Here is a 25,483-nt window from a genome sequence, read left to right as displayed (position 1 = left end):
TCATCGCACCAGCTCCCGTGCTACAGATTCCGCGACCGTGACCGCGTGGATCACGGTCTCATACACCAGATTTTCTGGCGTATCCGACATTTGGTGATAGTTGGACAACGCCTTGTGGCGGTCGATCGAAGAAAAGCACGCGGTAGGGTAACCCGCCCGGCTCATCAGCACGGCGTCGGTGCTGGTGCGTGATCGCATGCCGCGCCGCAGCGGTGCCCCGGCGCGTTCGGCGGCCCGCACCACCAGATCGCGGAACGGCCGGTAGAAGTAGTCCTCCATGACCGTCGCGCCCTCTCCTTCGAGCATGATCAGCTCCGGGGAGCCGACGGTGTCGAAGTTGAGGAAATAGGTTCGCTCGCGGTCCAGTTCCGGTTTGTGCCGCGCCATGAAACCGTAAATGCCGCCCTGCAACTGCTCTTCGGCGCCCAGCGAGACCAGCAGCACCCGCACATCGGGCGTCGGACGGTCACGCAGCCGCTCGGCCAGAGCCACCAGCAGCGCGACCGCCGAGAGGTTGTCGTTGGCCCCGGGCACGATCGGGCTGCGGGCGATGTCGGCGAATGCGGCCACCCCGATTGCGCTTATCGCCGCGCCGGCGAGCATCATGGCCCGGCTGCCGCGCAGGGCCCCGACGCCGGCCAGGGCGGGCGCGAAGATCGTCGGCCACCAGCTGGGCAGGGACGTGTCGACCCGTTCGACGATTCCGGGGACCCAGGCGACCGCGTACTCCTGAAGCTTGGAGTCGAAGAATTTGCCGCTGTGTGCGGCGTCGTGGTGCGCGCACACCACTACCGTGTGCTCACCCGCCGGGTCACCCGCTTCGGCCACCACATTCCAGGTGGTCCGGGATTTGTGCAGGGTCTTGCGCACCACCCGGGCTCCGTTGGAGCAATCGTCGGCGATCGCCAGCCCGGCACTCACCCCGGCCAGCGCCGCCGGCCCCCGCAACCGCCGGCTGACCAGACCCGCCGCGGCGGCCGCGACGCCGACGGCGGACAGCTTCGCGTGCAGTCGGGGGTAACCGTCGTAGAACTGCTCTTCTTCGACGCGCGCATGCCGCGCCCCGGCGGCGCGCAGGCGCTCGACGATCCAGAGGGCCGCTCGGTGCTCGCCGGGGCTGCCGGCGCCCCGCTCGATCGGCGCGAGCGTCTCGACGACTTCCCGCAGCGTGTCGATCTCGGTGGGCTCCGCGCTGATCGCGGTCATGGCGACTCCTGTGTGCGCATCAGAGGAACGTGCACCCCTCACCCCGGTAGGTCGGGACCGTGTCGACTATCGCGTTGCCGCGCACCAAATGCAGCCGGTCGAACCGCTCACACAGTTCACCGGCCTTGGTATGCCGGAAGTAGACCTTGTCACCGATCCGCAGGGCACGGGCCGCGTCCCCGGTCAGCGGTGTCTGGACTTCGCCCGTGCCCTCCATCGAATTCAGTGCCAGCCCCGGCGGCAGGTACGGAGTGGGCATCCGGTCTTTGGCACCGACGCCACTGGCCAGATAGCCGCCGCCCAGTGCGGTCACCGTCTGGTCGTCCGGCCGGCGACACACCGGCAGGGCGAACATCGCCGCGGGCGCCAACGTGAACGACGAGTAGGAATCGAACAGCGTCGGCGCGTAGAAACCGGATCCCGCGGTCGCCTCGGTCATCGCCGGTTCCTGCGCTACGAGCTCCAGGTCCCCGGTGCCGCCGGCGTTGACGATCTCGAGGTCGGCCACTTCCCGGACCAGCTCCACGGCGCGGGCGCGGCGCTCCCGTAGTTCCGCGATCGAGCGGCGCTGCATGAGCCCCACGAGCGCATTCTGCAGATGCTTGCCGGCGACATGGTCGCCGAACCCGGCGATGTGGCCCTCATAGGACATCAGCGCGACCAGTTTCAGCTTCGGCCGCCGCGCGATCTGTTCCGCGAGGGCACGCGCTTGCTCGGGGGTGTGCAGGGGGGAGCGCTTAGGGCCTATCTTGACGCGGCCGCCGCCCGGCCAGTATCCGGCGTCAAGGTCCAGGCACAGCCGTACCGGCTGGTTTGTTGCCTTCTCGATCAGGTCCAGATGCTCCACACTGTCGACCATCACGATCGGGGCGCCGTCGGGGTCCGCGGCGGTGACCTCCCCCAGCTCGCGCAGCGCGGCGCGATCGGTGCTCGGGTAAGCGAGCAGCAGATTCCGGAAGCCGTGGCCGGCCAGCCACAGTGTCTCGCGCAGGGTGAAGGTCATCAACCCGTCGAAACGCTGGTTGAAGTCCAGAATTTGACGCTGTATCGGCCTGCACCGCAACGACTTTGACGCTACCCGAATCGGCTTTCCGCCGGCGCGGGTCAGCAGCTGGGTGGCGTTGCTCCACATTGCGTCCAGGTCCAGGAACGCAAAAGGCGCATCCAGGTCGGCGAACGCTTCTTCGTAACGCCGCAGCCGGCCTGGTACATCCAGCCTGACTTGCCCATCCGCACGTTGCTCGCGACCGGCATTCACGCCGTCACCTTACTGAACATTCGCCCAATTGCCGCAACCTCTTCACAACCGAGTCCGCAGTCTGTGCACTTTGCCGTCCATGCCACCGAAGATTGTGCAGAATGCCCTGCTACGGGCCGTTGACGCCGTTACTGCCGAAGAGCAGGCCGCGCCTACCGCCGGGTCCACCGGGGGCGCCACCGGTGCCCGCTCCGCCGTTGCCGCCATTGCCGATCAGGACGGCGTTGCCGCCGGCGCCACCGGCACCGGTGCCGCCCGGCGCGCCGTTGCCGCCGGCACCGCCGTTGCCCAGGAGCAGCCCCCCGCCGCCGCCGGAACCACCGATACCGGCCGCTCCGGCGCCGGAACCGCCGTTCCCCCCCGCGCCACCACTGCCGAACAGGTAGGCGCCGTTACCGCCGACGCCCCCGTTCGCGACACTGCCCAGGCCGCCGGCGCCACCTGCCCCGCCCGCCCCTCCGACACCGTTCGCGCCGGCACCGCCGGCCGCGCCGTTGCCGCCTATCCCGCCGACTCCGGCGAGCAGACCACCCATGCCGCCGACACCGCCGGCGCCACCGGCTCCACCGGCACCGCTGCGGAACGCGGCCTGGCCGTCCTGGCCGGCCGCGCCGGCACCCCCGATCCCGCCGTTCCCCAACAGCCAGGCATTGCCGCCTGCACCACCGGCTCCGCCGGCCTGGCCGGCGAAGATGCCGCGTCCACCGGCCCCACCGGCGCCACCGCTGCCCCACAGCAGTCCGGCGTCCCCACCGCGGCCGCCGGCCTGCCCCGCGGCGCCCGGTGCGCCGTTGCCGCCGTTACCCCAGAGCCATCCACCGTCGCGACCGGCCTGTCCCGGCGAGGTTCCGTTCGCGCCGTCGCCGATCAGCGCGCGCCCTGTCAAAGCCCGTGACGGGGCGTTGACGAGGGCGAGGACCTGCTCCTCTGCCGCGGCAACGGCATTGGTCGCTTCGGCTGCCGCGTAGGCGTGCGAGCCGGCCTGGAGATTGCGCACAAATTCGTCCTGTAGCCGCGCCACCTGCGCGCTGAGCGACTGATACTCCTGGCCGTGTGACCCGAACAGTGCGGCGAGCGCCACCGACACTTCATCGCCGGCCGCCGCTGCCAGTGCCGTCGTAGGGACCGCGGCCGCCGCATTGGCGGCGCCGATAACCGAGCCGAGGCCCGCCAGCTCGGCTGCCGCCGCGTTGACCGCCTCCGGTACTGCCAATACAAACGACATCAGCCTGCCCTCACTGTGGACTCGCGCATTCCTAGGTCGCTGATTCAATCGCGATGACTTTCGGCAATCGTTCAGCAGACATGAAATGCCCAGGCAGCGGCTATGCAGGGGATCGGTACTGCGGCCAGCCGGAAGCTACGAATTGAGCCCACCCAGAGTGAAAATCGTTTCGAGTAGGTCCAGCATGCGCGGGTTGTAGAAACCCGAGATGGAATTGCCGAAGTTCAGCCACCCCGACTGCAGATTCCCAGCGTTGAAATAGCCGGAATTTCCGCGGCCCCCCGTGTTGAAGACGCCGGAATTCTGCGCCATCGCGTTACCAAAACCGGATACGGCGCCGACGGCGTCGTTGAAGAAACCTGAGGCACCGCCGGCGCCGGAGTTGAGGAAGCCCGACGACGGGGCAGCACTGGTATTGAAGAATCCTGAACCCTGTTGCCAGCCGAAGCCGAAAGTGAAGGGTCCGACGGTTCCGGCGTCGGCCACGCTGAACGGATACGACAGGGTCACCTCGACTGGCGTGTCGCCATTGATCACGTTCGGATCGACGGTGAAGGGGCCGACATGCTGGGTGGTGAGCAGCTGCGATACCGCGACATATTGCAGGCAGTCGAACGGGGGCAGCGGGTTGATCAGCACGCAGATAAACGTTTCGAGGCTGATCGGTATCTCGAACTCGTCGATGGTGAACATTTCCTGCGTGATGGTGTCGATGGTGCCCTGGATCGGAATCTCGATGTCGCCTGCAACGGAGTAGTTCCACGGAATCTCGGGAATCGTCATCTGGTATGCGAAACCGCCCAGGCCCTGGTACTGGCCACGCCAGAACGCTCCATTGCTGTAATCGCCTGAGATGAACAAGCCGGTGTTGACATCACCCGAGTTCCCGATACCGGTATTGGAGTTTCCGGTGTTGAAGTAGCCGGTGTTGTAGCTGCCCCTGTTGAAGTCGCCGGTGTTGAAGCTGCCCGGGTTGAAACTGCCGGTGTTGGTGTTGCCGACGTTGTAGAACCCGGTGTTGTGGCTGCCGGTATTGCCGATCCCGGTGTTTGCCAGGGCGGTGTTCAAAAGGCCCGTATTGCTGGCTCCACTGTTGGCGATTCCGGTGTTGTGACTACCCGAATTCCCGATGCCGAAGTTGCCGGTGCCCGAATTGAAGAAGCCGATGTTATCGGTTCCCGAGTTGAACAACCCGATATTGCCGCCCCCCGAATTGAGTCCGGCCAGGCCCACCCGCAGATCGCCGCGCAGGCCGATCCCGATATTGCCGTCGCCGGTGTTGGCGATACCGATGTTGCGGTTGCCGGTATTGGCGAAGCCGAGGTTGAAACTACCGGTATTTCCCAGGCCGAGGTTTTGCACGGCGTCCGTCAGAGCGGGCCCGGAGTTTGCGAAACCGACATTCACGTTACCGAGGTTTGCGCTGCCGAAGTTGTGGTTTCCGGCATTGGCGCTGATCGCGCCCCAGAGTCCACTCCCGGGCCACCCGGACACGCCGATGCCGTCATTGCTGAACCCCGAGATCGCCTCACCCAGGTTTGCGAAGCCCGATTGCAGCGAACCGTAATTCTGGAATCCCGAATTTCCGAGTGCCGCGGTGGCGACGTTGAAGAGACCGGAATTGTTGCCGAAGTTCTGGAAGCCGGAGGCACTGCCGGTTCCCCAGTTCAGGAAGCCCGACGACAGACCGCTGGTGGCGTTGAAAAAGCCCGGTCGCGGGGCCAGGTTGATCAGCGGAATATGGATCGGCCCGAACTCGCCAGTGCCAACGAACCGGACCACGGTCGAACCATCAGGATTGCCGATGTTGAAGTTGATGGCGGGTTGCGTGCCGAATTTGATGATGATGGGTGTGTCGGCGGGCGCTGATTTGCCGCCCCCGTGGACGTGGATCGGGCCTATCGGGGCGCTGATCGTTCCGTTGAATACCCCCAAGTCGAGAGTGCCTCGAGCGTCGACCGCCGGAATTGTGAGGGCGGAGATGGAAACGTCGGTAATGGTGCCGGTGACGGGAATGTTGACGGGCACGTCGACCGTGAAGAATGCCGAGATGGCGTCCACTTTGATGGTGTAGTTTGCCGCCAGCAGGCCTTGCCGGTCGGCGCGCCAGTAGAAGCCGTTGTTTTGATTGCCGACAATAAAACCGCCGGTGCCGAAATCGCCGGCGTTGCCGATGCCGGTGTTGTAGTTGCCGGTGTTGTAGTTACCGGTGTTGTAGTCGCCCGGGTTCCCGATGCCTGTATTGACGTTGCCGGTGTTGAACCAGCCCGTGTTGTGGTCGCCGGGATTGGCTATGCCGGTGTTGTAGCTACCGGTGTTGAAGAAGCCCGTGTTGAAGTCGCCTGGATTACCCCAGCCGGTGTTGCCGCTCCCGGAGTTGCCGATGCCGAAGTTTCCGGCGCCGGAATTTCCGATACCGATATTGCCGGTGCCGGAGTTGCCGATCCCGACGTTTCCGGCGCCGGAGTTGAACAGGCCGCTGTTACCGCTACCGGAGTTCAAACCGCCGAATCCCACCAGGTTGCGGCCGGCGAGGCCGATGCCGAAGTTCGCGTCGCCGCCGTTGGCCAAGCCGATGTTGCCGTTGCCGGTGTTGCCGAAGCCGACGTTGCCCATACCTGTGTTGCCGAAGCCGATGTTGTGGCTGCCGGTGTTGCCGAAGCCGATGTTGCTGTCGCCCAGGTTGCCGAAGCCGAAGTTGTTGCTACCCAGGTCGCCGAAACCGAAATTCCCCGCACCGCGGTTTCCGAAGCCGATATTGTAGGAGCCGACGTTGCCGCTGCCCAGCTGGTAGTCGCCCAGGTTCGCGCTGCCCAGGTTCAGCGCACCAAGGTTGGCCAGACCCGCGTTGAAGGTGGTCGTGCCCGTCGGACCCCGGAACACTCCGGCCAGATCGCTGCCGGCGGTCGACCAACCCGATACGTTGGCCGGCATCATCAGGTCCGCGGTGCCCGTGTTGAAGAAGCCCGAGACGGTGTTGCCCAGGTTTGCCCACCCCGATTGCAGCGAGCCGAAATTCTGGAAGCCCGAGTTGCCGAGATTACGCAAGCTGCTGTTCCAGAAGCCCGAGTTGTTGCCGCCGATGTTGCCGAAGCCGGAGGAGCTACCCGTTCCGGAGTTGAAGAATCCCGACGACGGCGCCGTACTCGAGTTGCCGAAACCGGGGGCGGGCGGGATGTCGAGAAGCACGATTCTGATGGGCCCGGCGCCGCTGCGAATTGCGATCGGCAGCGAAGCGGTCGGTCCGCCGATGGTGATATCGATTACCGGCAGGGTCCCGGTGACGGTGGGGAAGTAGATGGGTCCGATGGTGTAGTTGATGATGTCGGTGCCGTTGATGACTGCCGGTGGAATGGTGAACCCCTCGCTGCCGAGGCTGCCCAGGTCCAGATGGATCGGAATGTTGACGGGAATGTTCAAGTCCAGATTCAGGACCGGGAATGCCGGAATGAATATTTCGGCGTGAGCCCCCCACAGGCCTTGGTAATCGCCGCGCCACAGGACCCCGTTGCTGTAATTTCCGGCGTTGAAGGCGCCGGTGTTGACATCGCCCGAGTTGTGAAATCCGGTGTTGTAATCACCGGTGTTGAACATTCCGGTGTTGTAGTCGCCGTCGTTGGCGACACCGGTGTTCGTGTCACCGGTGTTGGCGACACCGGTGTTGTAGTCGCCCGCGTTGGCGATGCCGGTGTTGGTATTGCCGCTGTTGTGGAAGCCGGTGTTATGGTCGCCGGTGTTGGCGACGCCCGTGTTGCCGGTGCCCGGATTCCACAGCCCCCAGTTTCCGTTGCCCGCGTTGGCTATTCCGGTGTTGCCGGTGCCGGAATTGCACAGGCCGGTGTTTCCCGTGCCGGAATTGAACAGGCCGATGTTTCCGGTACCCGAGTTGAACAGGCCGACGTTGCCGGTGCCCGAATTGAGCAGGCCGATGTTGCCGCGTCCTGAGTTCAGGGCGCCGAATCCGATCTGGCCGGTACCTGTGAGCCCGATGCCGATGTTGTTGTCACCGGTGTTCCCGAAGCCGATGTTGTGGTTGCCGGTGTTCGCGATGCCGGCGTTGCTGTTGCCCGCGTTGCTCAGGCCGAAGTTCTCGTGGCCCAGGTTCGCCAGTCCCGCGTTGAGCGCGCCGAAGTTTGCGAGGCCGACATTGCCGCTGCCGAGGTTTCCGATGCCGAAGTCGTGGCTTCCGACGTTGCCGCTGCCGAAGTTTGCCGATCCCACATTCGATAAGCCGACGTTGTAGGCGCCGAGGTTGCCGAAGCCGAAGTTGGCCAGCGGGGCCCCTGCGCCGGTCAGGTGACCCGCGATTTCAGCGCTGCTGTGCCCGAAACCTGAAAGGTTGGCCGGCATGGTGAGCGCGCTCGTATTGAAGGCGCCCGAAATCGTGTTGCCGAGATTCGACAGGCCTGACACCTGCCCGCCGACGTTGTAATAGCCCGAGGCAGCGGTGGCCAGGTTGAAGAAGCCGGATATGTGGCCGCCGGCGTTCCCAAAGCCCGATACCGGCCCGGGGCCGGAATTGAATATTCCCGAGGAGGGCGTGCTCGTCGTGTTCCCGAATCCCGGGCCGGGCGGGAAATTGATGAACGGCAGGCTGATCGGAAGCAGGCTGCCGGTCCCGCCGGTCTCGATCAGAGGGCCCGGGCCCGCACCGATGCGCATGCTGACGGTGGACTGGCTGATCGAGATTGCCGGAATGGTGATCGGCCTGACGTCGAGGACCCTGGTCCCAAGATCGACACCTGGAACCTCGAAGAACGTGGCTTCGACACTCAGGCGCGGAATGGTGAACGACTGGATGGTGATGGTGCCGAGCGTGCCGGTGACCGGGACATCGAGGTAGAGCGACATCCGCAGATGCACGGGAATGGCGGTATCTGGAATGTTGCCGGAGGCGGTGGCGCCCCACAGGCCCTGGTATTCGCCCCGCCACAGGATTCCGTTGCTGTAGTTGCCGGAGATGAAGGCGCCAGTGTTGACGTTGCCCGAGTTCGCCAGGCCGGTGTTGTAATCGCCGCTGTTGAAATGGCCCGTGTTATAGGAGCCCGGGTTGACATCGCCGGTGTTGAAGCTGCCGGTGTTGAAGTTGCCGGTGTTGTACTTGCCGGCGTTGCCGATGCCGGTGTTGGCGACGCCGGAGTTGAGCCAACCGGTATTGACGTCGCCCGCGTTGAGGATTCCCGTGTTGGCGTTACCGGAGTTGCCGATGCCGACGTTGCCGGTACCCGAGTTGCCGATGCCGATGTTGTTCGCGCCGGAGTTGAACAACCCGAGGTTGCCGCTGCCGCTGTTCAGCCCGGCTGCGAAGTCGAAACCCACCAGATTGTCGCCGGTCAGCCCGAAACCGATGTTGTTGTTGCCGGTGTTGGCCAAGCCGAAATTACCGTTGCCGGTGTTGCCGAAGCCGAAGTTGTGACTACCCGCGTTGGCGGCGCCGAAGTTGGCGTTGCCGAGGTGCCCGAAACCGACATTGGTGTCGCCCAGATTCGCCAGCCCGATATTGGCTACACCGATGTTGGCCGGGCCGACGTTGAGCGTCGACGTCCCGTCTAATTGGCGCTGAATGAAATCCGCGATATCGGTGTTGAGGAACCCCGAAGCAGTCGTGCCCAGATTCAACAGGCCCGATTGCAGCTCGCCGTAGTTTCCGAATCCCGATGTCCCGAAGGCGGCCACGTTCGCGAAGCCCGAGAGGTCGGCACCGGTGTTTGCGGCGCCGGACACGGTTCCGGTGCCGCCGTTGAAAAAGCCGGAAGACGGGTGGGCGGTGGAATTGAAAAAACCGCTAGCCGCGGGAATGTTGAGCAATGTCCAGTCGAAGGGACCGATACTGGCGGTGATCGGCAGTCGTACCACGGTCGATCCGTCGACGTCGCCGATGTTGAACGCAACCTGCGGGCCCGAAGCCCGGATCGACGGCAGGGTGACGGCGTCGATGACACCGCGCGCGAGTGGCAGTGGCCCGAGGGGGACGCTGAAGCCGAAATTCAGTGCGCGCAGCGTGATTCCGCTGAACACCGTGTCGGTGAAGGAGGCAGTGACGGGGATATTGATGGGAATGGAGAGTTCGACGTGCACGGGAAGTTCGGGAACGTGAAGCGTGTATCGGGCGCCCCAGAGGCCTTGGTACTGGCCTCGCCACAGGATTCCGTTGCTGAAACTCCCGGAGACGAAAGCGCCGGTGTTCACGTTGCCCGCGTTCGCCAGGCCGGTGTTGTAATCGCCGGTGTTGAGGTAGCCCGTGTTGTAGGAGCCCGGGTTGAAATCGCCCGTGTTGAAGCTTCCGGTATTGAAGCTGCCGGTGTTGTGATTACCGGAGTTGCCGACGCCGGTATTGACGTTGCCGGAGTTGAAGAATCCGGTATTGACGTGGCCCGCGTTGAGGATGCCCATATTCCCGCTGCCGGAGTTGCCGATTCCGACGTTTCCGGCGCCCGAGTTGAACAAGCCGATGTTGTCGGTGCCGGAGTTGAACAGCCCGAGGTTGCCGCTGCCCGAGTTCAGCCGGGCCGCGACATCGAAACCCACCCGGTTGTCGCCGGTCAGCCCAATCCCGATGTTGTTGTTGCCGGTGTTGGCGAACCCGACATTGCCGTTGCCGGTGTTGGCGAAGCCGAAGTTGTGACTGCCCAGGTTGGCCAGACCGAAGTTGGACTCGCCGGCGTTTCCGGCGCCCAAATTCAACTGACCGAGGTTTGACAGCCCTGCATCGAACGCCGGCGCCGCGAACCCCGGTTCCCGGAGGAAGCCGGAGACGTGGCTACCGGTGCTGTGGAAGCCCGAGACGGTGTCGCCCCAGTTCGCCCAGCCGGATTGCAGCGAGCCGGCGTTCATCAGGCCGGAGTTCCCTACTGCGCTGCCCAGGCCGGTGTTCCAGATGCCCGAACCGGTGCCGCCGAAGTTGTTGAAGCCGGAGGTGCCACCGGCTCCTGAGTTGAAGAAACCCGACGAGGGGCTGCTGGTCGAATTCCCGATGCCGGGTCCGCCGGGGATGTCGAGAAACGTGATCGTTCCGCCCTCGAAGGCGCCGACGATGCTGATCGGGAGAACCATGCCCGGTGTGCCGATGGTCAGTGTGACCGTCGGAGTAGTGATAGTCGATCCGCCGAGAACGATCGGGCCCAAGAAGAAGAAGCCGTCCAGGTACTCGGTGCGAGGGAAGACGGACTCGGGGACGGTGACTGGAATGGTCATGCCGTCGATCACCACGATTTCGTGCAGTGGCATAAGCATCTGCACGTTGATGGGTACTCGTGGAATGGTCACGGACAGACGGATGCCGAACTGCCCCTTGTTGTCGCCCGACACGAATAATCCGTTGTTGAAGTCGCCTGAGTTGAAGACGCCCGTGTTGACGTTGCCAGTGTTGAAAAGGCCCGTATTGAGACTGCCGGCGTTGCACGATCCAGTGTTGTAATTGCCCGTGTTGAACCACCCGGTGTTGCCACTGCCAGGGTTGAAGTCACCGGTGTTGTAGTTGCCGGTGTTGCCGATGCCACTGTTGGCTATGCCGGTGTTGAAGAGTCCCGTGTTGGCGTGGCCCGAGTTCCCAATTCCGGTGTTATGGCTGTTGCCCGAGTTGCCGATGCCGAGATTGCCAGTGCCCGAGTTTCCGATACCGATGTTGCCGGTGCCGGAGTTGAAGACGCCGATATTGCCGTTGCCGGAGTTGAAGCCGCCGAAGCCGATCAAATTGCTGCCCGTGAACCCGATACCGACGTTGTTGTTGCCGGTGTTGGCGAAGCCGGTGTTGCCGTAACCCCAGTTGCCGAAACCGAGGTTGTTGCTGCCGGTGTTTCCGAAGCCGATGTTGTTGCTGCCGGTGTTTCCGAAACCGATGTTGTTATTGCCGACGTTTCCGGCCGAGAAAATATCGAAGCCCGCCGGAAGCAGATTGCTGAAAATCGTCGATTGGGCCGCCGCCGGGCCGGCGACCGCGGGCGCCGCGCTGCCCACCCCCATCTGCAAGTTCACCAGTAGCCCCGCGGTGAACGGTGTGACTTCGGCGACGGCAGCCGAAGCCGCAGCGTGGTAGCCCGCCATCGCGGCGACATCCTGAGCCCACATTTGTTCGTACTGGGCTTCTGCCGCCGCGATCGCGGGGCCGTTCTGTCCCAGCACGTTCGAAAGCACCAGCGACTCGAACGTGTAGCGGTTAGCGGAGATCACTGACGGGCGCACCGTCGCAACTAACGCCACCTCGAATGCTGCCGCCGTCACCAGCATCTGGCTGGCGGCTTGCTCCGCCTTCATGGTCGCGGTGCTCAGCCATTCGATGTAATGAGCCGCGGCATTCGCCATTACCGCCGAAGCCGGCCCCCGCCATGCGGTGCCGGCCAGGTCCGAAGTCACCGACGAGAACGACGCCGCGGCCGACCCCAGGTCGGTGGCCAAGCTCTGCCAGGCCGCGGCGGCATTCACCATCGGTTCAGCCCCCACGCCGACAAACAGTCGCGCCGAATTGATCTCTGGGGGCAGTACCCGGTAGTCCATGACCAGCCCGCTAGCTGGATTCGTTCGAACTCAAAACCGTCACAGTCCTAAATCCCCGTAGTCGGTGTCGGAACCAAGGCCTGGTCAGCCTGCCTACGGCGGATTTGGTGATCGTGTGTCAATCGTGAAATGGGCGGCGGGGCCTGCCGGCCACTGAAAGTTGGTACCGGCCGCTACGGCGTAGGCATGGCGGCTTTCTGGCGACGGGAGGCTGCGGCCGCCGCCCCCGACCAGGGCGATGGCGAACCCGCCGATGACCTCGCCGTAAATCTGCTCGGCGAGTGTCATCAGTTCCGCGACCGAGCGGCCCTCGACGAAAGTCAGTGCTTTGTGTCGGACCGCGGCGTCATCATCGCTGTTCTCCTTGCCCTACAGCCGGAACTCGGCCTGGGAGTAGACGAAGCCCAGCACATCGCGGTAAGTGAACTAGCCGTGCGCGGCCAGCCCACTGCCGAAGTGCAACGCCGACGAGCCGTGCACCAGGGTGTTGTCCACATCGAAGAATGCGGCGGTCCGATCGGCCGGCGGGTGGCTGACAGCGGCCCCGACATCCGGTCCGGCGCCGCTTCGCCCGTACCCGACGGGGCGGTGACAACGATCCGAAATCTCCGATGTCGAGGATGTCCACGGTGATCGTTGTGCTTGCCTAGCGGCCGCGTCAATGTCCCTGGTCGAGGACGCTGGATAGCGTTGCGGCAGACGGGACTCAGTCGCCGACAGCGCGGATGCCGAGAGGCGCTGCGCCGCCGCCGGGCAACGCGCCTACCGCGCCGCGACGACACCCCCGACGTCCACGTCCCGCCAGATCGCGATCTCGTCGACGTACTGGGGTGGGCGGCCGAACAGGTCGCTGAAGAACGCGATCAACGCCTGGTACTCCCGGGTCGGCCCGACGATGACGTGACGCACCCCCGCCTGCCGCAGATCCGCCTCGACCTCGTCACGCACCTCACCGCGCGCCAGCAGCGCGGTGCCCTGCTGAATCGTCACCATGACCGAGAAGAGCCGCGTCGGCGGGGGTCCGGGCCTGGTCCCGCCGTCCGGCTGGGGCATGTAGGCGTAGGCCTCGGGCATCCGCAGCCCGTAGTCGGTTTCCGCCGCCCACAGCATTGGCGCCGCCCTGCCGTCGGGATCGAGGAAGTACGGCGCGACCAGGACGGTTTCCTCGGGCGCGATGTGATGGCTCGCCCAACTTCGGAAGTAGGCGGGGGTGTAGAACGCCATGCGCTGCAGCGGGGCGGGAAGGATCAGGGCGAGCGCCGCGCCCACCGCGAGCAACCACGCTGCCTTCCGAAGCGGGTCCAGCTGGGTCGCCCGTGCGATGACGCCGGCCACGATCACGGCGACCGCCAGCCAGACGTACAGCGTGAAGCGCGCCGGCAGCACGTGATTGAGCAGTGGCAGCGAGCCGAAGGGCAGCCAGGGCAGCGGGACCGGCAGCGCCTCGGTGCCGAGGTGCAGCCACGGCCCGAGCGAGAGCACGAGGAGCAGCGCGCCCGTGACGCTCGCGACCCGGATCCGAAGGTCGTCCCAGTGGCGGATGGTCACGACGACGAGAAGGGCCAGCAGCGGCAGGCCGAGGTAGCCGGTCGCCTCGTGATATAGACCGCTGAACTCCCGCGACACCCGGGTGGCCGCGGGCGGGGCAATCAGCTGGTAGGGCGTCGGAACGACCAGGTTCAGCAGGTCGGTCGAGAATGTCTTGGAATCCTGTACCTGCTCGGTGATGCGTTGCGGTCCGAAGAACTGGGTGAACAGGGGCCAGGCAGAAAGCACCAGGAACACCGGCGCTGCGACCGCGAGCGCGTTGCGCAGACGGGCCAGCGCTGCACGCCGCCCCGTCCGGGCGGCCAGGGCCATGACACCGATCAGCACTCCCGCGGCCACGACGCCGGTCGCCAGCATCTCGGCCGCGATCAGAAGTTGCGCGGCGCCCAGCAAACCGAGTGCCACCCCCGCGTGCCACGCCGGTCGCCGTCCGGTGACCAGCAGCTCGTCGATGACGATCACGACCAGCGGCGCCACCCAGGCCGTCGCCAGGTTGAGGTGCAGGGCCGCATGGGAGGCGACGTAGGGCGAGAAGGCGTACACCGCGCCGCCGACGACCGGGCCGAGGCCGTCTCCGGTCCAGCGGCGGATCGCCAGCCACGCGGTCCACCCGCTCAGAGCCACGCCGAGGACCATCAGGACGTTGAAGCCGAAGATCGGCCCGCCGATCTTGGCCGGCAGCCAGCCCAGCAGCCCGAGCAGAGTCATCGGGGTGTTCCACATCAGGTTGACGCCGGCGGGCGCGCCGATCTGGGTGGTGAAGAACGGGTTGAGGCCGTGGGTGAGTGCGTGCGGAGCCCAGCCCAGGTACCAGATCGTCTGCTCCTGGTCGCAGCAGCCGCCGGCCCAGCCGGATGTCGGATCGCTCCAGGCGCCGATGGTCAGCACGACGGCCCCCACCAGGTAGCAGACGAACACCGTGAGGCCGGCGGTCCACCGCCGAACGCCGGTCACCCCGGCTACGAGTCGGAGACGTCGACCACCAGCGCGGTGACGTTGTCAGGGGCGCCGGCACCGCGCGCCGCCGCGATCAGGGCGGCGCAGACTTCACCGGGGTCGTCGTGTCTGCCGAGGATCCGCGTCGTCGTGCCCTGATCGACGATGCCGTGTAACCCGTCGCTGCACAACAGGATTCGGTCACCGTCGGACAGGTCATGGGCGCCGGAGTCGGCCCGCGCGGGCGGCTTCATCCCCATGTACCGCGTCACCACATTGCGCACTCGCAGGTTCCCCGCGTCCTCGGCCTGCACCTGATTCGCGTCCACCAGGGATTGCACCAGGGTGTGATCCTTGGTGAGTTGGGTCAGCTGCCCCTCCCGATACAGGTAGGCGCGGCTGTCGCCGAGATGTGCGACCAGAACGCGGGCGCCGACCACCACGATGGCCACCAGGGTGCTGTTGGCGCCGGCGTACCGGGCATCTTTCTGCGCCTTGGTGTGCAGGTCGTCGGAGAGCTCGGAGATGGCCCGGCCCAGGCGCTCCGGCGCGTCCGGGGCCTCCCGCTGGTCCGGTGGCAGGTGATGGGCGACGTAACGGGGCAGGATGTCGACCATGGTCTGGGCGGCCAGCGCGCCGTCGCGGCTGCCGCCCACGCCGTCGGCCACCATGAACAGACGCTGGTCGCCGTCCGCGCCCCAGCGGTCCTGGTTCTCGGAGCGTTCGCACCCGACGTCGCTCAGGGCCGAGTACCGGGTGGCATCCATCACGGCCCCCCAACCTGTAGTCGCGCAATGACGGCGTCGCGCACCGCGGTGCGACGTGCCTTGCCGGCGTCGTCTCGCAGTGGGGTATCGACGAATTCAACGATACGGGGCACTTTGTAGGCCGCAAGTCGATCGGCGACGAACGCCTGGACGGCCGTGGCGTCCAGAGCCGACCCGCTCGTCGTGTGCACCAGGGCGTACGGCACCTGGCCGAGGTCGCCGTCCGGAATCCCAACAGCCAAGCAGGACAACACTTCTGGATGAGCCGACAGCGCGTTCTCGATCTCGGCCGGGTATACGTTGCGGCCACCGACGGTGAACATGTCGACGCGGCGGTCCGACAGGTAGAGGAATCCGTCGGCGTCGAAATAGCCGAGATCGCCCAGCGAATCCCAGCCGTCGCGCGACTTTGCGGTGGTGCCGACGTAGCGGTAGGTCGGCGCGCTGCCGGGGTTGGGGCGCATGTAGATTTCGCCGACCACGCCGGGCGGGCACTCGTTGCCGTCGTCGTCGAGCACCTTCATCTGCCCGCTCACCACCTGCCCGACCGACCCCGGGTGGGTCAGCCACTGATCTCCGGAGATGAAAGTCAGCGCCTGTAACTCGGTGCCGCCGTAAAGCTCCCAGATCTTCTCGGGACCCAGCAGGTCGATCCAGGCCTGCTTGACCGTCGGCGGGCACGGCGCGGCCAGGTGCCACAACCGCCGCAGCGAGGACAGGTCATAGGACCCGGCCTGATAGACGGGTAGCAAGCGCTGCATGATCGTCGGCACGGTCACCAGGAACGTGACGCCATACCGTTCGATCACCCGAAGGAATTCATGCGGATCGAACCGGCTCATCAACACCAGGTGCTGGCGCATGATCAGCGCGATCAACGCGGTGGTGAACCCGGTGTTGTGCGTCAGCGGCACCGGCACCAGGGTGGTGTCGCCCTCCTGCATGCCCAGCGGATAGCCGATCGCCGGCGGTACCCGGCTGTCACCGCCGGCCTCGATGAGCTTGGGCCGCCCGGTGCTGCCGCCCGAGGCCATCGACTTCCAGCACGGCGACACCGCTTCGGGGAGCGGGGCATCCGAGGTGTCAGGGACGAAACCCCTTGGCAAACTGGGTGTTACGGGATGCTCCCGGCCTATCAGCAATGCCGAGCGGCGCAGGCCCAGCAATCCTTCAAGCTCCGCTTCGGGCAGTCGCGGGGACAACGGCTGCGGCACCGCCCCCAGTTTCCAGCACGCCACCGCCGCCTGGATCCATTCCACGGAGTTGGGCAGCACGATCGTCACGTAGTCGCCGACGCCCACGCCGCGCTGCGCGTACGCGCGGGCCAGCCGGTTGGTGGAGGAGTCGAGTTCGGCGCGGGTGATGGTGTACCCGTCGCAGCTGACCGCGGGCTCGTCCGGGGCGAGCGCGGCCAGCTGCGAAATCTGGGTTCCGATCGACGGGACCGTCACTGATAGGCGCCCTGCCGATCGAAGATTTTTCGCGGGTTCTCCACGAGCATGGTGTGGATCTGTTCGTCGGTGACGCCGCGTTGTTTGAGTGCGGGGATGACGTCGTTGTGGATGTGCAGGTAGTGCCAGTTGGGCGCCATCTGCGGCACCAGCGCTTCGGGCAGTGCGTCGAAATAGCAGTTGGCGTCGTGGGAAAGCACCATCTTGTCGGCGTGGCCGCGCTCGCACATGGTGGCTACGATCTGAACGCGCTCCTCGAAGGGCAGCAGCACGTCCAGGCCGAACCGGTCCATGCCCAGATACGAGCCCGCCGAGATGAGCTCCTCGAGGTAGCCGACATCGGTGCTATCACCGGAGTGCCCGATGATCACCCGGCTCAGGTCCACCCCCTCTTCTTCGAAGATGCGCTGCTGTTCCAGCCCGCGGCGCAAGCCGGCGTGCGTATGCGTGGAGATCGGCACCCCGGTCTGCTTATGGGCCTGGGCGACTGCGCGCAGGACCCGTTCGACGCCCGGGGTGATGCCGGGTTCGTCGGTGGCGCACTTGAGGATGCCGGCCTTGATGCCGGTGTCGGCGATGCCTTGCTCGATGTCCCGGACGAACATGTCGGTCATGATCTCCGGGCCGTCGAGCATGCCGCCGGGCCCCTCGTAGTGGAATCGAAACGGAATGTCGTTGTACGTGTAAAGCCCGGTAGCCACAACGATATTCAGCTCGGTGGCGGCAGCCACCCGGGCGATGCGGGGAATGTAGCGGCCGAGCCCGATGACGGTCAGGTCGACGATGGTGTCGACGCCACGGGACTTCAGTTCGTTGAGGCGAGCGACGGCGTCGGCCACCCGTTTCTCCTCGTCACCCCAGGCTTCGGGGTAGTTGAGGGCGATTTCGGTCGTCATGATGAACACGTGCTCGTGCATGAGCGTGACGCCGAGATCGGCGGTATCGATGGTTCCCCGGGCGGTATTAAGTTCTGACACGCCTTTGATGCTAGGTCGCTGCCGGGGCATTTTTAAGACCTAGCAACGTCGTCGTTGTACCGGCTGCCGGAGTATTGCAGTACGGTCTACCCGTCCCGATCCGAAATCGCTCTGGAGCCACCCTCATGCTGCTCAATCCCAACAAACTGCAACGCAAGTACCCGGATGCCCGGTCGGGGGAGATCATGCAGGCCACGGTGGACTTCTTCGAGAACCGCGGTAAAGCGAAGCTCAAGCACGACGCACACGAGCGCGTCTGGTACACCGACTTCCTCAACCACATCGCCGAGAACCGGATCTTCGCCTCACTGCTGACGCCCGCCGAGTACGGCGCCTCGGACCCGGATCTGGCCTGCCGCTGGGACACCTACCGCATCAGCGAGTTCGCCGAGATCATCGGCTTTTACGGGCTGAGCTACTGGTACCCCTTCCAGGTGACCGCGCTGGGTCTGGGCCCGATCTGGATGAGCGACAACGAGGACGCCAAGCGCAAGGCCGCCGCCCAGCTGGAACAGGGTGAGGTGTTCGCTTTCGGCCTCTCCGAGAAGGCGCACGGCGCCGACGTCTATCAGACCGACATGGTGCTGACCCCGTCCGAGCACGGCTGGGTCGCCAACGGCGAGAAGTACTACATCGGCAACGCCAACGTCGCCCGGATGACCTCCACCTTCGGCCGCATCGACGACGGTTCGGAGAACCCGGAGTACGTGTTCTTCGCCGCGGACTCTCAGGACGACCGCTACGAATGCAAGAAGAACGTCGTCAACTCGCAGAACTACGTGGCGAACTACGCCCTGCACGACTACCCGGTCACCGAGGCCGACCTGCTGCACCGCGGCATGGGCGCCTTCCACGCCGCCCTGAACACGGTGAACGTCTGCAAGTACAACCTGGGCTGGGGCTCGGTGGGCATGTGCACCCACGCCTTCTACGAGGCCATCACGCACGCCGCCAACCGCCACCTGTACGGCACCGTCGTTACCGACTTCAGCCACGTCCGCCGGTTGCTCACCGACTCCTACGCGCGCCTGGTCGCCATGCGGCTGGTGTGCACCCGGGCGTCGGACTACATGCGCAGCGCATCCGCCGACGACCGCCGCTACCTGCTGTACAGCCCGCTCACCAAGGCCAAGGTCACCAGCGAGGGTGAGCGCGTGATCACCGCGCTGTTCGACGTCATCGCGGCCAAGGGCGTGGAGAAGGACATGTTCTTCGAAACCGTCGCCCAGGAGATCGGCATGCTGCCCCGGCTGGAGGGCACCGTGCACATCAACATCGGGCTGCTGGCCAAGTTCATGCCCAACTTCCTGTTCGCCCCTGACGCGGCGCTGCCGCTGATCGGCCGGCGCGACGACGACGCCGACGACACCTTCCTGTTCAACCAGGGGCCCACCGGCGGCCTGGGCAAGGTGCGCTTCCACAACTGGCGCACGCCGTTCGACAGCTACGGGCACCTGCCTAACGTTGCGCTGTTACGTGAGCAGGTCGACGTGCTGGCCGAGATGCTGGCCAGCGCCACCCCGGACGCCGCGCAGCAGAAGGACATCGACTTCGCCTTCGGCGTCGGCCAGATCTTCGCCCTGGTGCCCTACGCTCAGCTGATCCTGGAGGAGGCCCAGCTGTCCGGCGTGGACGAGGCGCTGCTCGACGAGATCTTCGGCCTGCTGGTCCGCGACTTCAACAGCTACGCCGTCGAGCTGCACGACAAGGCCGCCACGACCGGCGCGCAGGCCGAGTTCGCGCTGCGCATGGTCCGCCGCCCCGCCAATGACCCGGCGCGCTACGACACGGTGTGGAAGGAATTCGTGCTGCCGCTCAACGGCGCGTACGAGATGCGGCCATAGCGCTGGGCCGGCCGGCGAACCCTTGACTGTGAGCTGCCTCACAGTAGAATGACCAGTGGTCATTCATGGTGAGGGGAGCCCCATGCCAACGGTTACCTGGGCGCGCGTCGATCCGGCTCGCCGCGCGGCGGTCATCGAAGCCGCGGAGGCCGAATTCGGCGCCCACGGTTTCTCTAACGGCAGCCTCAATGTCATCGCCCGGCGCGCGGGGGTGGCCAAGGGCAGCCTGTTCCAGTACTTCGCGGACAAGCGCGACCTCTATGCCTACATCGCCGACGTGGCCAGCCTGCGCGTCCGCGCCTACGTGGAAGCCACCATCCGCGAACTCGATTCGGGCCGGCCGTTCTTCGCCTTCCTCACCGACCTGCTCGACGCCTGGGTCGCCTACTACGCCGAGCACCCCCGGGAACGGGCGCTGCACGCCGCGGCGACCTTGGAGGTCGACACCGACGCCCGCATCAGCGTGCGCAACGTCATCCACCGCCACTATCTGGAGGTGCTTCGGCCGCTGGTGACCGAGGCGCACCGGCGGGGCGATCTGCGTGCCGACTCCGACACCGACGCGTTGCTTTCGCTGCTGCTGATGATCTTTCCGCACCTGGCCCTGGCGCCGTACATGCGCGGGCTGGACCCGATTCTGGGCCTCGACGAGCCGACGCCGGAGCAGCCGGCGCTCGCGGTGCGCCGGCTCGTCGCGGTGCTTTCGGACGCGTTCTCCGCGCCGGCCCCAGCCGTCCAACCCGCCCGATCGGAGGAAAGCACATGACACGCACCCATACCGGCTCAATGGTCGCCGGCGGGCTCAACTGGCAGAGCCTGCCGCTGAAGCTGTTCGCCGGCGGCAACGCCAAATTTTGGAACCCGGCCGACATCGACTTCTCCAAGGACGGGGAGGACTGGCAGAACCTGTCGGACGCCGAGCGTGACTACGCCATTCGGCTGTGCGCCCAATTCATCGCCGGAGAGGAAGCGGTGACCGAGGACATCCAGCCATTCATGGCCGCGATGCGGGCCGAAGGGCGCCTCGGCGACGAGATGTACCTGACCCAGTTCGCGTTCGAGGAGGCCAAGCACGTCCAGGTGTTCCGCCTCTGGCTGGACGCGGTGGGCGTCAAGGATGACCTGCATGGCTATCTGGACCCGCTGCCCACCTATCGGGACATCTTCTACGACGAGTTGCCCGACTGTCTCAACGCGCTGACCGGCGATCCGTCACCGGCCGCACAGGTGCGGGCATCGGTCACCTACAACCACATCGTCGAGGGCATGCTGGCGCTCACCGGCTATTACGCCTGGAACAAGATCTGCGTCGAACGCGGCATTCTGCCAGGCATGCAGGAGCTGGTGCGGCGCATCGGCGACGACGAGCGACGCCATATGGCGTGGGGCACCTTCACCTGCCGTCGCCACGTCGCGGCCGACGACGCCAACTGGACCGTGTTCGAAAACCGCATGAACGAGCTCATCCCGATGGCGCTGCGGCTGACCGAAGAGGGGTTCGAACTGTACGGCGAGCATCCGCCGTTCGGCTTGAAGCCCGACGAGATGCTGCAGTACTCCACCGACAAGGGCATGCGGCGGTTCGGCACGATCAGCAGTGCCCGCGGGCGCCCGGTGGGCGAGATCGACCTGGACTATTCGCCGGTGCAGCTCGAGGACGACTTCGCCGACGAAGACGAGCGCGCGCTGGCTGCGGTTTCCTAGCGGGGACCTTCCTAGGGCGAGCAGACGCTAAGGCCCCCGAAACAACGGAGTTTCGGGGGCCTTAGCGTCTGCTCGGCACTGGTAGCCGGGCGAGCTACTCGGTCTTCTTACTGCCGCTGGTGTCGGCGGTGTCGGCCGAGCCGATCCAGACGGTCTTGGCGTTGCAGAACTCGCGGATCCCGAGGCCCGCCAGCTCGCGGCCGTAACCGGACCGCTTGACGCCGCCGAACGGCAGCTCTGGGTAGGACACCGTCATCCCGTTGATGAAGACGGCTCCCGCCACGATGTCGTCGATGAAGCGCTGCTGCTCTGCCTGGTCCTGGGTCCAGGCGTTCGATCCCAGCCCGAAGGTGGTGGCGTTGGCGATCTCGATCGCCTCGTCGATGTCGGCGGTCCGGTAGACCGACGCGACCGGGCCGAAGACCTCCTCGGTGTAGAGCGCCATGTCCTTGGTGATGTCGCTGATGACCGTCGGCGGATAAAACCAGCCCGGACGGTCCAGACGCTCACCGCCGCAACGGATCACCGCACCGGCCGCGGCCGCATCCTCGACCTGCTGGGCGATCTCGTCGCGACCCGATTCGGTGGCCAGCGGCCCGACGTCGGTATCCGGGTCGGTCGGGTCTCCAACTTTCAGCGCTTCCATCCGCGCGACGAACTTTTCGAGGAACTCGTCGTAAATGTCGGTGTGCACGATGAAGCGTTTTGCGGCGATGCAGGACTGGCCGTTGTTCTGCACGCGGCCGGTGACCGCCGTCTTCACCGCCGCGTCGAGATCCGCGGACGGCATCACGATGAACGGGTCGCTGCCGCCGAGTTCGAGCACGGTCGGCTTGATCTCGTCCCCGGCGATGGCGCCCACCGATTGCCCGGCCGGTTCGCTGCCCGTGAGGGTGGCGGCGGCGACCCGGGGATCGCGCAGGATCTTCTCGACGGCGCCGGAGGACACCAGCAGTGTCTGGAAGCATCCGTCCGGGAATCCGCCGCGCGCGATGACGTCGGCCAGATACAGCGCGCACTGCGGGACGTTGGAGGCGTGCTTGAGCAGGCCGACATTGCCGGCCATCAGCGCGGGCGCCGCGAACCGCACGGCCTGCCATAGCGGGAAATTCCACGGCATCACCGCCAGCACCACGCCGAGCGGCTGGTAGCGCGTAAACGCACGGGATGCGTTAACCTTGCCGGCGTCGGCCGGCTCGTCGGCGAGCAGCGCTTCGGCGTTCTCGGCGTAGTAACGAAATCCTTTGGCGCATTTGATGACTTCCGCCTTGGCGCTGGCCAGCGTCTTGCCCATCTCGAGGGTCATGATGGCCGCGGTGTCATCGGCCTCGGCCTCGAGCAGGTCGGCGGTGGCGTTTGCCCACTCGGCCCGTTGGGCATAGGTGGTGTTGCGGCGGTAGTCCTGGAAGCGCGCGTACGCGCGTGCTATCGCGTCCTCGACTTCGTCGTCGGTTGCGGGGGTGAAGGTTTTGACTGTCTCGCCGGTGGCCGGGTTGATGGTGGCGATGGGCACGTCGGCCCTCCTGTCAGGGTTGTCGTGAACCGTCCGACAACTAGCCTGCCACTATCTACGAAACAGAAAGGTGGCGGATGTCCACAGCGGCTGAGCTGATCGTCAAGTGCCTGGAAAACGAGGGCGTGTCAGTCGTCTTCGGGATACCCGGCGAGGAGAACATCCGGTTCATCAAGGCGCTGGCGGCTTCCGACATCCGCTACGTGCTGACCCGGCACGAGCAGGGCGCGGCCTTCATGGCCGAGATGTACGGCCGGGTCACCGGACGCGCGGCCGTGGTCTCGGCGACGCTGGGACCGGGTGCGATCAACATGCAGCTCGGGGTCGCCGATGCCACCACCAACAGCACGCCGATGGTAGCCATCTCGGCACAGGTCGGCCAGGACCGCGAATACAAGGAATCCCATCAGTACGTCGACCTGGTGTCGATGTTCGCTCCGATCACCCGGTGGTCGGCCGGCATCCCGACCGCACATGCGATCCCGGAGATGGTCCGCAAGGCGTTCAAGGTCGCCGAGACCGAAAGGCCGGCGGCGGTGTATCTCGCGGTGCCCGAGCACCTGGATGCGGATGCTGCCGACTATCCCGACTTGGGGCCGTTGCCGCGCAACGTGGTCCGGGCGGACGCGCCGGCCGCCCGTCAGGTGGCGCGGGCGGTCGACATCCTGCGCACGGCGCAGCGGCCGGTGGTGCTTGCCGGTCATGGCGCGGCTCGCAGCGACGCCTCGGCGGCGCTGATCCGGTTTTCCGAGGAGCTGGGCATCAAGGTGGCCAACAGCTTTCACGGCAAGGGTGTCATGCCCGACGACCACCCGAACGGCATCGGGACGCTGGGGTTCATGCGACACGACTACGTCAACTTCGGGTTCGACAATGCCGATGTCGTCATCGCGGTCGGCTACGAGTTGCAGGAATTCGATCCGGTCCGCATCAACCCGAAGGGCGACAAGAAGATCATCCACATCCACCGCTTCCCCGCCGAGGTCGACGCACACTACTCGGTTGACGTCGGCATCATCGGCGACATCAGCGACTCGCTGAATCAACTCACCGAGGCGATGGACGGACGCCGCTTCGACGACGTCGGGGTCCCCGGCTCGGGTCTCCTGGATGAGGAATTCGCTCGGGGGCAACAGGATTCGAGGTTTCCGCTGGCGCCGCAGCGGGTGGTCGCCGACACCCGGGAGGCGCTGGGTCGCAGCGACGTGGTCCTGGTCGACACCGGTGCGACCAAGATGTGGATGGCGCGGCTCTACCCGACCTATGAGCGCAACACCTGCCTGATCTCAAACGGGTTGTCCACCATGGGTTTTGCCTTGCCCGGAGCGATGGGTGTGAAGCTGGCCCGGCCGGAGTGCAAGGTGCTGGCAGTGGTGGGCGACGGTGCCTTCCTGATGAACTCGCAGGAGATCGAGACGGCAGTGCGGGAGAAGATCCCGCTGGTGGTGCTGATCTGGGAGGACGGCGGCTACGGGCTGATCGAGTGGAAGATGGATCTCGAACTCGGCGAGCACCATTACGTGTCCTTCGGCAACCCGGATATCGTCAAGTACGCGGAAAGCTTCGGCGCCAAGGGATATCGGATCAGCAGCGCCGAGGAGCTGTTGCCGACGTTGCGGGCGGCGCTCGACGACGACGGGGTGTCGCTGATCGCCTGCCCGGTCGACTACTCGGAAAACCTGCGGCTCACCGACCGGCTAGGGGAGCTGGACGAGACGCTGTAGTCAGCGGTCGAGTCTTGTCAGGGTGAACCTGTCACTGCGGTCAGCAAGAGCGCACGGCGCCGCCTCGTTGAAGAAATCCACCTCGCCGACCAGCGTGACCGGGTCCCACCATTGCGTGACGTTGACCGGATGCTCGCTGGCGGGGATCCAGCGGCCGAAGTCGCCGGCGGTGTGGCCCGGGCAGGTCACGCCGCCGGGGATGGTCCGGGTGTTGGTATACCGTCCGTCCACCAGCGTGGCCTCGAAGGTTCTCCCGGACGAGGTCGTGACGTGAGCGACGCAGTCGGGTGTGCAGCTGGTTCTGATGGTCCACGTCCCGGTGTCGCCATCCTCGTCGGCGTAGAGGTAGACACCGGCCAACGTCGGTGACTCGGCTTGGGCGGATGGGGGAGTCGTGCTGACTCCCAGTGCGGTTGCGAGTGCCGCGGCCGCTGCGAACGTGATGACCTTCATGATCTGACCTCCCTGGTTCCTGCCCGATAGTAGAAGGATAGATCACGAAAAGTATTTCGTTAATGAACGGTGGGTATGACTTCTCTATGAGGGCAGATGTCAACAGGTTTCGCTTCGGGGTTGCGCCGCGAGCGTGCAGCAAATTACGCGGACACGCCGCGCGGAGTGGCAGTAAGTGCACGCTCGGCGTTGTGGCCTTCGGCGACCCGAACTTGTCGGTGGGCCTTCGTAAAATTCTGGTATGGCAGCGAGCGCGCGTGAGGAGATCGTCGAGGCCTTCGACGCGTCCGACGATGCCCAGGACCGATTGTGCGCGTTGACGTTTGCGGCAATGACCACCCCCGAGCTGATGCGGTTGATGGAGCGCGAGGAACGCCGGGAACG

The 25,483-nt window shown here is 65.6% G+C and carries 14 protein-coding genes and 1 pseudogene; 4 read left to right on the top strand and 11 right to left on the bottom strand.

Features of this window, described 5'->3' with window-relative positions; genetic code table 11:
- The 9 genes and pseudogenes from AWC08_RS04910 to AWC08_RS04870 all read right to left on the bottom strand — a co-directional run bounded on the left by AWC08_RS04910 (position 1) and on the right by AWC08_RS04870 (position 17,861).
- The gene (locus tag AWC08_RS04910) at positions 1–1,206 is read right to left on the bottom strand and encodes a M28 family metallopeptidase (RefSeq protein ID WP_069433555.1); all 1,206 of its coding nucleotides are present in this window, start codon (positions 1,204–1,206) and stop codon (positions 1–3) included.
- A gap of 19 nt (positions 1,207–1,225) precedes the next feature.
- Positions 1,226–2,464, bottom strand: coding sequence for an amino acid deaminase/aldolase (locus AWC08_RS04905; RefSeq protein ID WP_069433554.1), 1,239 nt, complete (start codon positions 2,462–2,464; stop codon positions 1,226–1,228).
- A gap of 109 nt (positions 2,465–2,573) precedes the next feature.
- The gene (locus AWC08_RS38930; RefSeq protein WP_085087424.1) at positions 2,574–3,689 is read right to left on the bottom strand and encodes a PE family protein; all 1,116 of its coding nucleotides are present in this window, start codon (positions 3,687–3,689) and stop codon (positions 2,574–2,576) included.
- A 135-nt stretch (positions 3,690–3,824) separates the two neighbouring features.
- Entirely contained in the window at positions 3,825–12,182 is an 8,358-nt protein-coding gene (locus tag AWC08_RS04895) for a PPE family protein (RefSeq protein ID WP_069434535.1), read from the bottom strand.
- A 252-nt stretch (positions 12,183–12,434) separates the two neighbouring features.
- A pseudogene (locus AWC08_RS37880) lies at positions 12,435–12,788 on the bottom strand (HAD family hydrolase); the annotation flags it as partial.
- Between the two features lie 156 nt (positions 12,789–12,944).
- Positions 12,945–14,684: a DUF6311 domain-containing protein gene (locus AWC08_RS04885; protein WP_069434534.1), complete on the bottom strand. Its 1,740-nt coding sequence runs from the start codon at positions 14,682–14,684 to the stop codon at positions 12,945–12,947.
- A gap of 5 nt (positions 14,685–14,689) precedes the next feature.
- Complete coding sequence (locus AWC08_RS04880; RefSeq protein ID WP_069434533.1) at positions 14,690–15,433, bottom strand: PP2C family protein-serine/threonine phosphatase; 744 nt, start codon at positions 15,431–15,433, stop codon at positions 14,690–14,692.
- A complete protein-coding gene (locus AWC08_RS04875) occupies positions 15,433–16,884 on the bottom strand; it encodes an AMP-binding protein (protein ID WP_069434532.1) in 1,452 nt (483 codons plus the stop codon). Before AWC08_RS04875 ends, AWC08_RS04880 begins: the two co-directional genes overlap by 1 nt.
- Entirely contained in the window at positions 16,881–17,861 is a 981-nt protein-coding gene (locus AWC08_RS04870; protein ID WP_065134496.1) for a phosphotriesterase family protein, read from the bottom strand. The genes AWC08_RS04875 and AWC08_RS04870 overlap by 4 nt, the downstream gene beginning before the upstream one ends.
- Positions 17,862–17,986: 125 nt before the next feature.
- Here AWC08_RS04870 and AWC08_RS04865 point away from each other — a divergent pair, with 125 nt between their 5' ends.
- The 3 genes from AWC08_RS04865 (at position 17,987) to AWC08_RS04855 (ending at position 21,409) form a co-directional block, all read left to right on the top strand.
- Positions 17,987–19,705 (top strand): acyl-CoA dehydrogenase family protein, encoded by a 1,719-nt coding sequence (locus AWC08_RS04865; protein WP_069434531.1) that lies wholly within the window; start codon positions 17,987–17,989, stop codon positions 19,703–19,705.
- An 82-nt stretch (positions 19,706–19,787) separates the two neighbouring features.
- Positions 19,788–20,471, top strand: coding sequence for a TetR/AcrR family transcriptional regulator (locus AWC08_RS04860; protein ID WP_065134493.1), 684 nt, complete (start codon positions 19,788–19,790; stop codon positions 20,469–20,471).
- Positions 20,468–21,409: a R2-like ligand-binding oxidase gene (locus tag AWC08_RS04855; RefSeq protein WP_069434530.1), complete on the top strand. Its 942-nt coding sequence runs from the start codon at positions 20,468–20,470 to the stop codon at positions 21,407–21,409. The genes AWC08_RS04860 and AWC08_RS04855 overlap by 4 nt, the downstream gene beginning before the upstream one ends.
- 94 nt (positions 21,410–21,503) lie before the next feature.
- Here the strand turns inward: AWC08_RS04855 and AWC08_RS04850 are convergent, their stop codons facing one another.
- Entirely contained in the window at positions 21,504–22,922 is a 1,419-nt protein-coding gene (locus tag AWC08_RS04850) for an NADP-dependent succinic semialdehyde dehydrogenase (RefSeq protein ID WP_069434529.1), read from the bottom strand.
- 77 nt (positions 22,923–22,999) lie between these two features.
- Between AWC08_RS04850 and AWC08_RS04845 the strand changes: the two genes are divergently transcribed.
- The gene (locus AWC08_RS04845; RefSeq protein WP_069434528.1) at positions 23,000–24,646 is read left to right on the top strand and encodes an acetolactate synthase large subunit; all 1,647 of its coding nucleotides are present in this window, start codon (positions 23,000–23,002) and stop codon (positions 24,644–24,646) included.
- On the opposite strand, the gene AWC08_RS04840 is transcribed toward AWC08_RS04845, so the two are convergent.
- The gene (locus AWC08_RS04840; RefSeq protein ID WP_065134488.1) at positions 24,647–25,099 is read right to left on the bottom strand and encodes a hypothetical protein; all 453 of its coding nucleotides are present in this window, start codon (positions 25,097–25,099) and stop codon (positions 24,647–24,649) included.
- Positions 25,100–25,483 lie beyond the last annotated feature (384 nt).

Origin of the sequence: Mycobacterium gordonae (genome assembly GCF_002101675.1) — a bacterium.
Classification (GTDB): domain Bacteria; phylum Actinomycetota; class Actinomycetes; order Mycobacteriales; family Mycobacteriaceae; genus Mycobacterium; species Mycobacterium gordonae.
The sequence above is the reverse complement of the archived record's forward strand: the minus strand, read 5'-3'. Positions and strand labels throughout refer to the sequence as shown.

What these genes read in the sequence shown, in the direction of transcription:
- AWC08_RS04845 (WP_069434528.1), top strand. Translation starts at nt 23,000, where the DNA reads ATGTCCACAGCGGCTGAGCTGATCGTCAAGTGCCTGGAAAACGAGGGC.
- AWC08_RS04840 (WP_065134488.1), bottom strand. Translation starts at nt 25,099, where the DNA reads ATGAAGGTCATCACGTTCGCAGCGGCCGCGGCACTCGCAACCGCACTG.
- AWC08_RS04880 (WP_069434533.1), bottom strand. Translation starts at nt 15,433, where the DNA reads ATGGATGCCACCCGGTACTCGGCCCTGAGCGACGTCGGGTGCGAACGC.
- AWC08_RS04865 (WP_069434531.1), top strand. Translation starts at nt 17,987, where the DNA reads ATGCTGCTCAATCCCAACAAACTGCAACGCAAGTACCCGGATGCCCGG.
- AWC08_RS04855 (WP_069434530.1), top strand. Translation starts at nt 20,468, where the DNA reads ATGACACGCACCCATACCGGCTCAATGGTCGCCGGCGGGCTCAACTGG.
- AWC08_RS38930 (WP_085087424.1), bottom strand. Translation starts at nt 3,689, where the DNA reads ATGTCGTTTGTATTGGCAGTACCGGAGGCGGTCAACGCGGCGGCAGCC.
- AWC08_RS04860 (WP_065134493.1), top strand. Translation starts at nt 19,788, where the DNA reads ATGCCAACGGTTACCTGGGCGCGCGTCGATCCGGCTCGCCGCGCGGCG.
- AWC08_RS04910 (WP_069433555.1), bottom strand. Translation starts at nt 1,206, where the DNA reads ATGACCGCGATCAGCGCGGAGCCCACCGAGATCGACACGCTGCGGGAA.
- AWC08_RS04895 (WP_069434535.1), bottom strand. Translation starts at nt 12,182, where the DNA reads ATGGACTACCGGGTACTGCCCCCAGAGATCAATTCGGCGCGACTGTTT.